Raw genomic sequence first — 13,052 nt, 5'->3', positions numbered from 1 at the left:
ACATACTATGTTATCAGTTTCATCTATGGCACTTGCTGCAATGCTGGGTTCTGCATGCGGCACCAATATGGCAAATATAAATGACTGCAATGCAGTACTTCACAATACGGGAAATTGTCCCCAGGCAGTACAGTACCAGAGAGGCGGCCAGGACCTGAATTCCATGCTGTCACAGATGGGCGTCAGCATGATGCCTGGAAATTCCCAGTGCGGCATCAACTAAGTACTTTGTTGAAGTATATTAATTAGATGCATTCATTAAGTACATCGGTTCCGTATATCCATTCATTGCCACATAATCATATTCCTCATAAAATAAATCCCGGAGAACGGCGTATGAGCCTGTCCTCCGGGATTATTTTCATGTCCGGGGCTATAATAGGCTGTATCCGGTCATAAATATATACAGAAAATTAATTCACTTTTTGGGCTGTATAGGGTAGAATATCGTTACTGCTGTCCCGGAAGGGGTGAATGGCAGTAAGGTCACAGAGGGTGAAAAGGAGCATATCCAATGAATAAAGACAATATGAACATCATATTAAAAGGAATGTGGATTGGGGGAACCATGACGGTTCCCGGAGTAAGCGGAGGTTCCATGGCTATGATTATGGGGCTCTATGACCGGCTGATTTCGTCCATCAGCTCCTTTTTTAAGGAACCGGCAAAGAGTATGGCCTTTCTGCTTAAGTTCGTCCTGGGAGCAGGAATCGGGATGGTGCTGTTTTCACGATTCATCAGCTATCTGTTCACCACCAGAGCCGATGTGCCGCTGCGTTTTTTCTTCCTGGGTGCGGTGGCCGGAGGCGTTCCCATGATATACAGGGAAGCAGGCGTGAAAAGGTTTGACCTGGGCGCAGTTGCCTATCCGGTCATAGGCATTCTTGGAGTGGTGGTTCTGGCGCTGATTCCCCCAGGGCTTTTTACGCCGGACGGGAGTTTCGGGCCGGGGGCCCTGCTTCTTCAGCTGGCCGGGGGATTCATCATAGCGGTGGGACTGGTACTGCCGGGAATCAGCGTATCGCAGATGCTCTACATGCTGGGAATCTATGAAACCATCATAGGAAACATCAGCGCTCTTAACATCCTTCCACTGATACCCCTTGGGGCAGGCGTGCTGGGAGGCATTTTCCTGACCACCAAGGTGCTGGAACGGCTGATGCTGCGCCATCCCCAGCCCACCTACCTGATTATCCTGGGCTTTATGTTCGGCTCCCTGCCGGAACTTTTTCCCGGCATCCCCGCGGGAACGGACCTGGCAGCCAGTCTGCTGGCCGGGGCAGCCGGTTTCGCCGCCCTGTATGTGATGTCCGTAAAAGAGCAGAAGGCTTAGGAACAGGAATCCGGAGCGGTTTTCAAACCGGCCTCAGACGGTTCTGGCGTCTCCCCAGAAGACCAGGCATACGGTGCCGGGGCCTGTATGGGAACCGATGACTGTGCCGATATCCACGATAAAGACCTTTCCGTTTAAATGAGGAAAGGTTTCTTCCACCAGGCCGGCCACTGCCCTGGCATCCTCGGGGCAGGAGGACTGGGACAGAAAGCATTTGCCGTCATAGGCAGGGCCCTGCTCCGCGTGAAGCTTCATCCGCTCCACCATTTCCCGGATGACGCGTTTTTTGCCTCTGTACTTGTCCCGGGGAATCAGCCTGCCCTCCACATTTACATTCATAAGGGGACATATATTGAGCATATTTCCAAAGAAAGCAGCGGAAGCTGATATGCGTCCGCCCCGTCTTAAATGGGTCAAATCAGAGGTGAAGAACCAATGATGGACTCTTTTTTTATGTTCCTCAATCCAGGACGCAAGTTCCTGGTATTCTGCGCCTGCCTGCATCTTCTCCCAGGCCGTGTCCACCAGCAGTCCGTAGCCCGCGGAGGCGCAGCAGGAGTCAATGACGGTAATCCGCCGGTCCGGATAGCGCTCCAGCATTTCATCTCTGGCAATGACAGCGGAATTATAGGTGCCGGATATGCCGGAGGAGAGGGTCATATGGATGATATCCTTTCCTTCTTTTAATATGGGTTCAAACATGGCCTCGTATTGTTCCGGATTTACCTGGGATGTGGTGGGCATGGCGCCCTGGCGTATATTCTCGTAAAAATCCTCAATGGGAATGGACTTACCCAGGTCGTCGTCGTATTCCATGCCGTTCATCCGGAAATGAAAGCAGGAGTAGGGGATGCCTCTCTCTGCCAGATAGGACTCAGGCAAATCAGCTGTGGAACAGCAGGTAATCATATAGGAATTTGTCATGGTTTGCTCCTTTTAGGGTGGGAAAATTAAGCTGTTTCGTGTTGAAAAAAGTATAGCATGCCAGGGGTGCGGTGTCAAATGCAGTGGAAAAACAGATGGAACTGTGCTATGATGTAGGTTGTGTCAAGACGGATTTGCGTATATCCTTGGAAAGGAATGGTAAGTATAATGTATAAATGCTGTATATTCGACCTGGACGGCACCCTGGTGAATTCCATCTATGCCATCCAGAAGTCTGTAAACGATACCCTGAGTTATTGGAACATGCGCGAAATCAGCGTGGAGGAGAGCCGGCTCTATGTGGGGGACGGTTATAAGAAGCTATTGGAGCGCTCCCTCATTGCCTGCGGGGATACGGAGCTGACCCATTATGAGGAAGCAGTGGAGCGGTATCAGGACGTTTTCCGGAAATGCTGCATGTACCGCGTGGAGGCCTATCAGGGAATCAGGGAGCTTTTGGAGTTCCTAAAGTCACATGGTATTTTTATTGCCGTACTGTCCAATAAGCCCCATCCCAGGACGCTGGACAATGTGGAAGGCGTGTTTGGAAGCGGTTATTTTGACCTGGTCTACGGCGAGAGGGAGGATAAGGGAATCAAAAAGAAACCCTGCCCTGACGGCATATGGGCCATAGCTGGGGAACTGGGTCTTGCAAAGGGGGAAATCCTCTATCTGGGAGATACCAACACGGACATGGAGACAGGGGACAATGCAAAGGTGGATACAGTGGGCGTGACCTGGGGATTCAGGACCAGGGAGGAGCTTATGGCCTTCCATCCGGCGCTGATTGCAGACCAGCCGTCCCAGGTCCTCCGGTATATAAAGGATGTGAATGGAATTGAATAAAAGGATACCCTTAAGATACAGGGGGATTACGTGGCTCATGGCCGTGCTTGGAGCCGCGGCAATGGTTATGAGTATATGGGGATGCGCTGCCGCACAGAGGCCGCCTGAACCGGGAAAAGCGCCGGCAGCCGGCCAGGAGGGAACGGATGACCGCCTGTGCGTGGTAACCACCATCTTTCCCTATTATGATTTCGTACGGCAGATTGCAGGCGACCGGGTAAAGCTTAAGCTGGTGGTGCCGGCGGGCATGGACAGCCATTCCTTTGAACCCACGCCCGCTGACATGATTGCCATGCAGGAGGCGGATGTGCTGGTCTGCAACGGCGGCGAGATGGAGCAGTGGGTGGAGAAGGTTCTGGGTTCTCTGGACACCAGCCACATGAAGGTCCTGACCATGATGGACTATGTGGATGTGGTGGAGGAGGAGCATGTGGAAGGCATGGAGGAGGAAGAACACCGCCATGAGGAGGACGGCCGTATAGGAGAGAAGGATGACCATGAGGAAACAGAGGACGGCCATGAGATGCACATCGAATACGATGAGCATATATGGACATCCCCTGTCAATGCCCAGGCCATCGTGAAAATCATAAGCCAGGCCCTTGCGGAGGCGGACCCTCAGGGGGAGAGCCGCTACAGCGCCAATACCCAGGCATATCTGAAGGAGCTTAAGGACCTGGACAGCCAGTTCAGGCAGGTTGTAAAGGACGGGCGTCTCCGTATGATTGTGGTGGCTGACAAGTTTCCCTTCCGCTATTTCGCGGATGAATACGGCCTTTCCTACCGGGCTGCCTTTTCAGGGTGCAGCGGGGACACGGAGCCCAGCGCCAGGACCATAGCCTATCTGATTGACAAGGTAAAACAGGACCGGATTCCGGCCGTCTATTACCTGGAGCTTTCCAGCCACAGGACAGCGGAAATCATCCGGGAGGAAACAGGGGCAGTGCCCCTTCTCCTTCATTCCTGCCACAACGTTACCAGAAAGCAGTTCGACGAGGGCGTTACCTATCTCCAGCTTATGAGGCAGAATGTGGAGAACCTGCGGCTGGGGCTGGATTAAACCGCCATTGGAATGAGCTGTGGACTGGAATAACCAATGTAAAAGAGGAAAAATATGTCACCTTTAATTGAATGCCGGCATGTGGATTTCGGATACGATAACCAGGATGCTGTAATCGATGTAAATATGGAAGTGGACCCGGGGGATTATCTGTGCATTGTGGGTGAGAACGGTTCCGGAAAGAGTACCCTGATGAAGGGGCTTCTGGGCTTGATTAAGCCCACCGGCGGCAGGCTTATAACGGCAGATGAACTGAAACGGACCGGTATCGGCTATCTGCCCCAGCAGACAGCTGCCCAGAAGGATTTTCCTGCCACGGTCCTGGAGGTTGTCTTAAGCGGCTGCTTAAACCGCAGGGGCATGCTTCCTTTTTATTCTAAAAAAGAGAAAGAGATTGCGGACAGGAACATGGAGAAGCTGGGCATCACGCCTCTCAGAAAGCAGTGCTACCGGGAACTGTCCGGCGGGCAGCAGCAGAGGGTGCTCATAGCAAGGGCGCTGTGCGCCACCAGCTCCCTTCTGATACTGGACGAGCCCATTACAGGGCTGGACCCAACGGCCATCCAGGAGTTTTATGCCATGCTGCGGAGGCTGAACCGGGAGGATAAAGTGGCCATTCTCATGGTGTCCCATGATTTGAGAAATGCAGTGGAGGAGGCCAACAAGATACTCCACCTGCAAAAGCGGGTACTGTTCTACGGGCCTGCACACGACTATATGAACAGCCAGGCAGCCGGCCATTTCTTCCATGAGAAGGAGCAGGGCAGATGCAAGCCCACAGCCGGATGCCATACAGTGAAGCTGCACATGCACAAGGAGGAGAAATCATGAATCTGATACGTGAAATGCTTTCCTATCCGTTTTTGGTAAGGGCCCTTGCAGGCGGCATGATGGTTTCCCTGTGCGCCTCCCTGCTGGGGGTGAGCCTGGTGCTCAGGCGGTATTCCATGATTGGAGACGGGCTGTCCCATGTGTCCTTCGGAGCACTTTCCATTGCTCTGGCCATGGGCTGGTCCCCCCTTAAGATATCCATTCCCGTGGTGGTCCTGGCAGCCTTTTTCCTGCTGCGGATTACAGAGAACAGCCGGATTAAAAGCGATGCAGCCATTGCCCTTATATCGGCCAGCGCCCTGGCCCTGGGCATCATCGTCACCTCCCTGACCACGGGCATGACCACGGATGTGAGCAGCTATATGTTCGGAAGCATCCTGGCCATGAGCAGGGAGGATGTGGTGCTCAGCGTGGTTCTGTCCCTGGTGGTTTTGGGGTTGTTTGTGATATGCTACAACCGTATATTTGCTGTTACGTTTGATGAGAATTTTGCCAAGGCAACCGGGGTTAATGTGGGCCGTTACAATATCATCATAGCTGTTCTGACGGCAGTGACCATTGTGCTGGGAATGCGGATGATGGGGGCCATGCTTATCTCCAGCCTTGTGATATTTCCCTGCCTTTCCTCCATGCGGGTATTCAAAAGCTTTGGGGGCGTTATGGTGTCCTCCGGTATTCTGTCCCTGGCCTGCTTTTTTGCAGGTATGGTGGCATCCTACCAGTTTTCCATACCGGCAGGAGCCAGTGTGGTGGTGGTAAACCTGTGCGCCTTCCTGCTGTTCATGGCATGGCAGTCCCTGGGCCGCCTGAGAGGATGATATTTTCCGGCGGTTTCCTGCCGGCGTCCGTTTACAGCTGCTGCAGGCGGTTGTTTCCTGTTTTGCAGTAGACAGTTGGGGGCGGAAGTGCTAAAATGCTCTTTATGCGGAAGGATTTACCATAAAAACAACATGCATTTACCATAAAAATAACGTGCGGGATTAAAATGAGGGGAACATGAATGAGAAGCTGTTTGAAAAAAAACCAAAACATTACCGATTAAAAAAACATATATCACAGACCCAGTTTATTGCCTATGGGTTTTTCTTAATCATTATGACAGGAAGTCTGCTTCTGATGCTTCCCATTGCCAGCAGGGACGGGCAGAGCGAGCCTTTTCTCAACTGCCTTTTTACAGCTACCAGCGCTTCCTGCGTGACAGGGCTGGTGGTGGCGGATACCTGGACCCAGTGGAGCCTGTTCGGCCAGATGGTGCTGCTGGTGCTGATTCAGCTGGGCGGTCTGGGATTCATAAGCATCGGCATCTTTTTGTCCATTGTGCTGAGAAGGAAAATCGGGCTTAAGGAACGGGGGCTTATGCAGGAAAGCGTCAACACCCTGCAGATTGGCGGCATGGTGAAGCTGGCTAAGAAAATCATCATCGGCACAGCTGTGTTTGAGGGAGCCGGGGCCGTTATACTGGCATGCCGGTTCATTCCGGAGTACGGCCTGGTCCACGGTACCTGGTATGGTATATTCCACTCTGTGTCCGCCTTCTGCAATGCGGGTTTTGACCTGATGGGTCATACCAGCCAGTATGTTTCCCTTTGCAATTACCAGGGAGACTGGGTGGTCATTGGAACCATATCCTTCCTGATAATCACAGGCGGCATCGGATTCATTGTCTGGGACGATTTGTCCAGAAAGAAACTGGATTTCCGCCATTATATGCTTCACACTAAAATCGTGCTGGTGACAACGGCCATCCTTCTGGTGACCAGCACCATACTTTTTTACCTGATGGAGCGCAATCATATTCTGGTGGGGATGAATGGTTCTGAGCGTTTCCTGGCCTGCTTCTTCAGCGCAGTCACTCCCAGAACAGCGGGATTCAACAATGTGGACACGGCGGCCCTTACAGACGGCAGCAAGTTCCTGTCAGCCATTCTCATGTTTATCGGAGGAAGCCCGGGCTCCACGGCCGGCGGAATCAAGACCAGCACCCTGGCCGTGCTTCTGCTCTACGTCCACTCCAATATCCGCCAGACATACGGGGTGGAGATTTTCGGGAGAAGGCTGGAGGACGAGTCCATCAGACAGTCTGCCTGTATCCTGACTATCAACTTGGGACTGATGCTGGCAGCCACCATAGCCATTATGGTGTCCCAGAACCTGCCCATGTCGGATGTGTTTTTTGAGACATGTTCAGCCATAGGCACCTCGGGAATGAGCACGGGCGTCACCAGAAGCCTGAATTCATTTTCGCGGATTGTTATCATACTGCTGATGTACTGCGGACGAATCGGAAGCTTGTCCTTTGCCCTGGCCTTTACCAGGTCCAACCGCAAGCCACATGTGCAGCTGCCGGCAGAGCGGATTACCATAGGATAGAGAGGGGTATTAGAGATGAAATCAATTCTTGTTATCGGAATCGGAAGGTTCGGCCAGCACCTGTGCGAGAACCTGGCCAAGCATGACAATCAAATCATGGCAGTGGACATATCGGAGGAAAAGCTGGAGCCTGTTCTGCCCTATGTGGTCAGCGCAAAGATTGGCGACTGCACCAATGAGGCTGTGCTTAAAAGCCTGGGAATCGGCAATTTCGATATCTGTTTCGTCTGCATTGGAAATAATTTCCAGAACAGCCTGGAGGTCACCAGCCTGATTAAGGAGATAGGGGCAAAATATGTGGTCAGCAAGGCGAACCGCAACATTCACGCCAGGCTGCTGTTAAAGAACGGGGCGGACGAGGTGGTCTATCCCGACAGGGATGTGGCTGAAAAGGCGGCGGTGCGCTACAGCGCCAATAATGTGTTTGATTATACGGAGCTGGCGGACGGTATTTCCATCTATGAAATCAAGCCCCTTCCCCAGTGGGTGGGAAAGAGCATAAAAGAATCCGACATCCGCCGGCTGTACGGCATATCGGTTATTGCAGTAAAGAACCCGGACGGCCACATGCGGTTCATGCCCGGTGCAGACCATGTCATAGCGGGGGACACCCATCTGATGGTCATTGGAAAACAGGAGGATGCGGAGAAAATTGTAAAGCATCTTACAAAGAATGTATAAGCCGTATGATGAGTCCAGGATATAATTGGGCCGGAGGAATGGCTGCCTGCGCTGTGACAGGCAGCCGGTTTCTCCGGCTTTTTTTAATGGGAGACAATGGTACGGCAGCAGAATGCAGCAGGAAAGGGCTGTTTCGGAGTGTTAAAAGTAAGACGAATTTTCAATAAGACAGAGGAAACATTGTTGCCGGTATAAGGTTTTTTTAGTATAATTATGCTATATGGGTCTTGGAAATCATACTATAATTGGAGATAATACATAACAAAAGGGAGGCGCATGCTGTGAAAGAACTGTCAATAGGACAGATGGCCCGGCTTAACGGACTGTCAGAACAGACGCTAAGGCTGTATGACAGGGCGGGACTGTTCTCACCCATGTACCGGGATGCGGAAAACGGATACCGGTATTATGATATCCGCCAGAGCGCCCAGCTGGACATGATTCAGCACATGAAGGCCCTGGGCATGTCCTTAAAGGACATCAAGGAACAGATGACGCATTTTGAGCTGGACATGTTCAAAACAATCCTGTACCGTAACCTGGAGGAACTGGAATTAAGGTCCAGGGAGCTGATGTACCAGAGAAGGGCCATAGAGCGTACGCTGGAAAGCTATGAATGGTATGAAAATGCGCCTCCGGACGGAACCATTGTGCTGGAATACATACCCCGGAGGCTGACCTATATGACGGATTCCGGAGTGAATTTCTACGATTACGACATAGACGTGTATGAGAAAATACTGAGGGATTTAAAGGAGAACCTGATTGCCAACCAGCTGTCCCCCATCTATTTTTACAATGCAGGCACCATGATGCGCAGGGAACATCTGCTGGAGGGAAGGTACTATTCCACCGAGATATTTGTGCTGGTGGACCGGGGCTTTGTAAACGACAGCCTGATTACGGAGATACCGGCCAGCACATACCTGTGCATTTACTGCAATGGCTTTGAAAAAGAAAAGGAATACATGGGCCGCCTGGTAGAGGAAATAAAGGCAAAGGACTATCAGGCGACAGGCGACTACATCTGCGAGGTGGTGGCGGAGGTGCCCATGGATATGCAGGAAAGAGGCATGTTCCTGCGCCTGCAGGTGCCGGTATCTTTCAGAAAAAATAACCCTTGACCTGATACCATGTATAAGCTTTATACTATTAACAGAAGCTAATAACACGTTACTTATTTTCAGGAAAGGGGTTTAAGAATCATGATGAATTGCGAAAAAATCCGAGTGGTACAGTATGGCTGCGGCAAGATGGCAAAGTACATCCTGCGTTACCTTTATGAAAAGGGCGCTGAGATTGTCGGGGCAATCGACGTGAATCCGGCTGTGGTGGGAATGGATGTAGGTGATTTTGCAGGGCTTGGCACAAAGCTGGGCGTAGTGATACGGGACGATGCCGATGCTGTCCTGGACGAGTGCGACGCCGACATTGCAGTGGTCACCCTCTTCAGCTTTATGACGGACGTATATCCCCATTTTGAGAAGTGCGTGTCCAGAGGAATCGACGTGGTGACCACCTGTGAGGAAGCCATCTATCCGTGGACCACATCCCCGGCCATCACCAACAAGCTGGATAAGCTGGCCAAGGAGACTGGCTGTACCATCGTGGGTGCCGGCATGCAGGATATTTTCTGGATTAACATGATTGGCTGCGTGGCAGGCGGCGTACACCGCATTGATAAGATTGAGGGAGCCACCAGCTATAATGTGGAGGATTACGGCCTGGCCCTTGCAAAGGCCCATGGAGTGGGACTTACGCCGGAGGAATTCGAGGCCCGGATTGCGCATCCGGAGACACTGGAACCCTGTTATGTCTGGAATTCCAATGAGGCGCTGTGCAATAAGATGGGCTGGACCATCAAGTCCCAGTCCCAGAAATGTGTGCCTTATTTCTACCCGACAGACCTGTATTCCCAGACCATGGGAATGACCATACCCAAGGGAAACTGCATCGGCATGAGCGCAGTGGTAACCACCGAAACCTTCCAGGGGCCTGTGATTGAGACACAGTGCATCGGCAAGGTATACGGTCCGGATGACGGCGATTTGTGCGACTGGAAAATCATAGGCGAACCCGATACCACCTTCTTTGTACAGAAGCCGGCTACCGTGGAGCACACCTGCGCCACTGTCGTGAACCGTATTCCTACCATTTTAAATGCGCCTGCTGGATATATTACAGTGGAGAAGCTGGAGGATGTGGAGTATCTTTCTTACCCCATGCATATGTATCTGGAGGTTTAGAAAGGAAATATTTGAGGGTATCCTTTACCTTTGTTTGCTGGTATGTCCCGGAATTACAGATTCCTCACCTATTTCCGGCTATCCCTCAATCATTGTACCGGCCGGTTATGGGGATGACAACATGCCCTTTGGAATCACCTTTGTGGGACGTCCCTTTACCGAGCCGCTGCTGATTCAGGCGGCATATGCTTTTGAGCAGGCTGTCAGGGCCAGGAAGGCGCCCTGCTTTTAAACGGTGATTTGAACAGGAAACCATGTGTATCTGTAAAACAAGGTTGTTTTATTCAGAATACTTTTGGCAGGATATGGGGAAAGAAAAGGAGAAAGGAAAGGGCGAAAGAGGCCATATGTCTTGACTTTATTCCCCGGATGTGCAACAATATTCAATTGAAAGGCTTTTAAACCAGGGCCCTGTCCTGCCTTTTGGCAGCGGCAGGGCTTCGGATATTGAGAAAGAGGGAAAGAATAAAATGACAAAGATTGATATTATTTCCGGATTCCTGGGAGCAGGCAAGACTACATTCATTAAAAAGCTCCTGGAGGAGGCCATTGCCGGGGAACAGGTTGTCCTGATTGAGAATGAGTTTGGTGAGATTGGAATTGACGGCGGTTTTCTGAAGGATTCAGGCATTGAAATCCGCGAGATGAATTCGGGCTGCATCTGCTGCTCCCTGGTAGGTGATTTCGGTGCATCCCTGGCTGAGGTACTGACGCAGTACAAGCCGGAGCGTATCATCATCGAGCCTTCCGGCGTGGGCAAGCTGTCGGATGTAATGAAGGCGGTCATTGATGTGTCGGCCGACATGGATGTGGAGCTGAACAGCGCTGTGACCATTGTGGATGCGGCTAAATGTAAGATGTACATGAAGAATTTCGGCGAATTCTTTAATAACCAGATAGAGAACGCAGGAACCATTGTACTGAGCCGTACGGATATTACCGATGCCTCCAGGATACAGAAGGATGTGGATATGATTCGGGAGAAGAACGCCAACGCCGTCATCATCACCACTCCTCTGGACCAGCTTGGGGGAAGCCAGCTTCTGGAAATCATTGAGAAGAAGGATACCATGCTGGACGACCTTCTGGCAGAGGTGCGGGAGAGCCGCCGCCATGATGAGGAGTGCCATGAGCATCATGACCATGACGGGGAATGCCATGAGCACCACCATCATGACCATGATGAGGAGTGCCATGAGCATCACCATGACCATGACGGGGAATGCCATGAGCACCACCATGACCATGACGGGGAATGCCATGAGCATTATCACCATGACCATGACGGGGAGTGCCATGAGCACCACCATGACCATGACGGTGAAGGCCACGACCACCATCATCATGATGGCTGCGGCTGCGGTCATGACCACCACGGCCATCACCACCATCATGCAGACGAAGTATTTACCAGCTGGGGAATTGAAACCATTGTTCCTGTGACCCATGAACAGCTGGAGGATGTGCTGAAACGCCTTTCTTCCACCAAGGAGTTTGGGGATGTGTTAAGGGCCAAGGGAATGCTTCCCACAGAGAATCCCGGCGAGTGGCTGTATTTTGACCTGGTGCCGGAGCAGTATGAAATCCGCGGGGGCAGGCCGGATTACACAGGCAAGGTGTGCGTGATTGGCGCCAGCCTGAAAGAGGAAGAGCTGAACAGCGTATTTGGCAGAGGCTGATTGGATAAGGGGAAACAGACATGGCATATGAGATAGAAGACGATATTATGCCCTTGTTTTTAATCAATGGCTTCCTGGAGGCCGGTAAGACCCAGTTCCTGGATTTTACCATGCAGCAGGATTATTTTAAAACAGAGGGCAAGACCCTTCTCATTGTGTGTGAGGAAGGGGATACGGAGTATGACGAGAAAAAGTTAAAGAAGAATAAGACGGAAGTTGTGTTTGTGGATGACATGGAAAAGCTGACGCCCCGGTATCTCAATGAACTGGAGGTTGTCTATCAGCCGGAACGTGTGCTGATGGAGTGGAACGGCATGTGGAACCAGGACGATTTAAAGCTGCCGGAGGACTGGACCATCTATCAGCAGATTACCATTATTGACGGCTCTACCTTTGAGCTCTATGTACAGAACATGAAGCCTCTTCTGGGGGCAATGCTGCGGGGGTCGGAGCTGGTTATCATGAACCGGTGCGACGGGATTCCGGACGACAAGCTGACCGCTTACCGCAGGACCATACGGGCCATGAGCCGGGAAAGCGAGATTGTCCTGGAGGACAAGGAAGGGGAAATCGAGCAGGCCACCCTGGAAGAGGATCTTCCCTATGACCTGGGCGCGGATGTGATTGAGATTAAGCCGGAGGATTACGGCATCTGGTACATTGACTGTATGGACCAGCCGGAGCGCTACAAGGATAAGGTGGTGGAATTTACCGCCATGGTCCTTAAATCCCCGAAATTCCCCAAGGGCCAGTTTGTGCCCGGCCGCATGGCCATGACATGCTGCGAGGCGGACATGACATTTCTGGGGTTTATGTGCAAATGGCCCGGAGCAGAGGAGTACAAGACCAAGCAGTGGGTTAAAGTCCGGGCAAAAATAGGCATTGAATACCAGAAGGATTATCACGGTGAGGGTCCGGTCCTCTATGCCGAGCATGTGGAGCGGGCGGATGAGATAAAGGATGTTGTGCAGTTTTAGGGCGTATCTGAAATTGTTTGCCGTCAGATGACGGGATTGGATGCTCGGACAGGCTCTATGGGCACTGGAAAACAGCAGTGGGACGCAGAATCCTATACGGAGAAA

14 protein-coding genes are annotated in these 13,052 nt (G+C 51.7%); 13 read left to right on the top strand and 1 reads right to left on the bottom strand.

The annotated features are described in order from the left end of the window. Window positions 1–25: 25 nt before the first annotated feature. Both I2H39_RS03525 and I2H39_RS03520 read left to right on the top strand, forming a co-directional pair. Window positions 26–223: a hypothetical protein gene (locus I2H39_RS03525; protein ID WP_240305514.1), complete on the top strand. Its 198-nt coding sequence runs from the start codon at window positions 26–28 to the stop codon at window positions 221–223. Between the two features lie 291 nt (window positions 224–514). Continuing rightward, window positions 515–1,333, top strand: a complete 819-nt coding sequence (locus I2H39_RS03520; protein WP_195625798.1) for a DUF368 domain-containing protein — start codon at window positions 515–517, stop codon at window positions 1,331–1,333. Window positions 1,334–1,366: 33 nt separating this feature from the next. On the opposite strand, the gene I2H39_RS03515 is transcribed toward I2H39_RS03520, so the two are convergent. Beyond that, the gene (locus I2H39_RS03515; RefSeq protein ID WP_138306028.1) at window positions 1,367–2,257 is read right to left on the bottom strand and encodes a DegV family protein; all 891 of its coding nucleotides are present in this window, start codon (window positions 2,255–2,257) and stop codon (window positions 1,367–1,369) included. Between the two features lie 156 nt (window positions 2,258–2,413). Here I2H39_RS03515 and I2H39_RS03510 point away from each other — a divergent pair, with 156 nt between their 5' ends. From I2H39_RS03510 to I2H39_RS03465, 11 genes are all read left to right on the top strand, one after another. Next, window positions 2,414–3,103 (top strand): HAD family hydrolase, encoded by a 690-nt coding sequence (locus tag I2H39_RS03510; RefSeq protein WP_330640961.1) that lies wholly within the window; start codon window positions 2,414–2,416, stop codon window positions 3,101–3,103. Beyond that, on the top strand, window positions 3,090–4,163 hold the full coding sequence (locus I2H39_RS03505) for a metal ABC transporter substrate-binding protein (protein ID WP_195625796.1): 1,074 nt from the start codon (window positions 3,090–3,092) through the stop codon (window positions 4,161–4,163). Before I2H39_RS03510 ends, I2H39_RS03505 begins: the two co-directional genes overlap by 14 nt. Before the next feature lie 54 nt (window positions 4,164–4,217). Further along, window positions 4,218–4,994 (top strand): metal ABC transporter ATP-binding protein, encoded by a 777-nt coding sequence (locus I2H39_RS03500; protein ID WP_138306031.1) that lies wholly within the window; start codon window positions 4,218–4,220, stop codon window positions 4,992–4,994. Beyond that, window positions 4,991–5,812, top strand: a complete 822-nt coding sequence (locus tag I2H39_RS03495; protein ID WP_138306032.1) for a metal ABC transporter permease — start codon at window positions 4,991–4,993, stop codon at window positions 5,810–5,812. Before I2H39_RS03500 ends, I2H39_RS03495 begins: the two co-directional genes overlap by 4 nt. 178 nt (window positions 5,813–5,990) lie before the next feature. Further along, window positions 5,991–7,364: a TrkH family potassium uptake protein gene (locus I2H39_RS03490; RefSeq protein WP_138306033.1), complete on the top strand. Its 1,374-nt coding sequence runs from the start codon at window positions 5,991–5,993 to the stop codon at window positions 7,362–7,364. A gap of 15 nt (window positions 7,365–7,379) precedes the next feature. After that, on the top strand, window positions 7,380–8,045 hold the full coding sequence (locus tag I2H39_RS03485; RefSeq protein ID WP_138306034.1) for a TrkA family potassium uptake protein: 666 nt from the start codon (window positions 7,380–7,382) through the stop codon (window positions 8,043–8,045). A 281-nt stretch (window positions 8,046–8,326) separates the two neighbouring features. Continuing rightward, window positions 8,327–9,169, top strand: coding sequence for a MerR family transcriptional regulator (locus tag I2H39_RS03480; RefSeq protein ID WP_138306035.1), 843 nt, complete (start codon window positions 8,327–8,329; stop codon window positions 9,167–9,169). 84 nt (window positions 9,170–9,253) lie between these two features. Continuing rightward, the gene (locus I2H39_RS03475) at window positions 9,254–10,291 is read left to right on the top strand and encodes a dihydrodipicolinate reductase (RefSeq protein ID WP_347563772.1); all 1,038 of its coding nucleotides are present in this window, start codon (window positions 9,254–9,256) and stop codon (window positions 10,289–10,291) included. 34 nt (window positions 10,292–10,325) lie between these two features. Next, window positions 10,326–10,523 (top strand): hypothetical protein, encoded by a 198-nt coding sequence (locus tag I2H39_RS28780; RefSeq protein ID WP_138306037.1) that lies wholly within the window; start codon window positions 10,326–10,328, stop codon window positions 10,521–10,523. A 238-nt stretch (window positions 10,524–10,761) separates the two neighbouring features. After that, complete coding sequence (locus tag I2H39_RS03470; protein WP_138306038.1) at window positions 10,762–11,970, top strand: CobW family GTP-binding protein; 1,209 nt, start codon at window positions 10,762–10,764, stop codon at window positions 11,968–11,970. 20 nt (window positions 11,971–11,990) lie between these two features. Further along, window positions 11,991–12,947, top strand: coding sequence for a GTP-binding protein (locus I2H39_RS03465; RefSeq protein ID WP_138306039.1), 957 nt, complete (start codon window positions 11,991–11,993; stop codon window positions 12,945–12,947). Window positions 12,948–13,052: the final 105 nt, after the last annotated feature.

The sequence above is a fragment of the Clostridium sp. 1001283B150225_161107_B6 genome, assembly GCF_015556325.1.
Classification (GTDB): domain Bacteria; phylum Bacillota; class Clostridia; order Lachnospirales; family Lachnospiraceae; genus Enterocloster.
The sequence above is the reverse complement of the archived record's forward strand: the minus strand, read 5'-3'. Positions and strand labels throughout refer to the sequence as shown.

What these genes read in the sequence shown, in the direction of transcription:
- I2H39_RS03525 (WP_240305514.1), top strand. Translation starts at nt 26, where the DNA reads ATGGCACTTGCTGCAATGCTGGGTTCTGCATGCGGCACCAATATGGCA.
- I2H39_RS03490 (WP_138306033.1), top strand. Translation starts at nt 5,991, where the DNA reads ATGAATGAGAAGCTGTTTGAAAAAAAACCAAAACATTACCGATTAAAA.
- I2H39_RS03510 (WP_330640961.1), top strand. Translation starts at nt 2,414, where the DNA reads ATGGTAAGTATAATGTATAAATGCTGTATATTCGACCTGGACGGCACC.
- I2H39_RS03465 (WP_138306039.1), top strand. Translation starts at nt 11,991, where the DNA reads ATGGCATATGAGATAGAAGACGATATTATGCCCTTGTTTTTAATCAAT.
- I2H39_RS03500 (WP_138306031.1), top strand. Translation starts at nt 4,218, where the DNA reads ATGTCACCTTTAATTGAATGCCGGCATGTGGATTTCGGATACGATAAC.
- I2H39_RS03475 (WP_347563772.1), top strand. Translation starts at nt 9,254, where the DNA reads ATGAATTGCGAAAAAATCCGAGTGGTACAGTATGGCTGCGGCAAGATG.
- I2H39_RS03505 (WP_195625796.1), top strand. Translation starts at nt 3,090, where the DNA reads ATGGAATTGAATAAAAGGATACCCTTAAGATACAGGGGGATTACGTGG.
- I2H39_RS03485 (WP_138306034.1), top strand. Translation starts at nt 7,380, where the DNA reads ATGAAATCAATTCTTGTTATCGGAATCGGAAGGTTCGGCCAGCACCTG.
- I2H39_RS03470 (WP_138306038.1), top strand. Translation starts at nt 10,762, where the DNA reads ATGACAAAGATTGATATTATTTCCGGATTCCTGGGAGCAGGCAAGACT.
- I2H39_RS03495 (WP_138306032.1), top strand. Translation starts at nt 4,991, where the DNA reads ATGAATCTGATACGTGAAATGCTTTCCTATCCGTTTTTGGTAAGGGCC.
- I2H39_RS03520 (WP_195625798.1), top strand. Translation starts at nt 515, where the DNA reads ATGAATAAAGACAATATGAACATCATATTAAAAGGAATGTGGATTGGG.
- I2H39_RS03515 (WP_138306028.1), bottom strand. Translation starts at nt 2,257, where the DNA reads ATGACAAATTCCTATATGATTACCTGCTGTTCCACAGCTGATTTGCCT.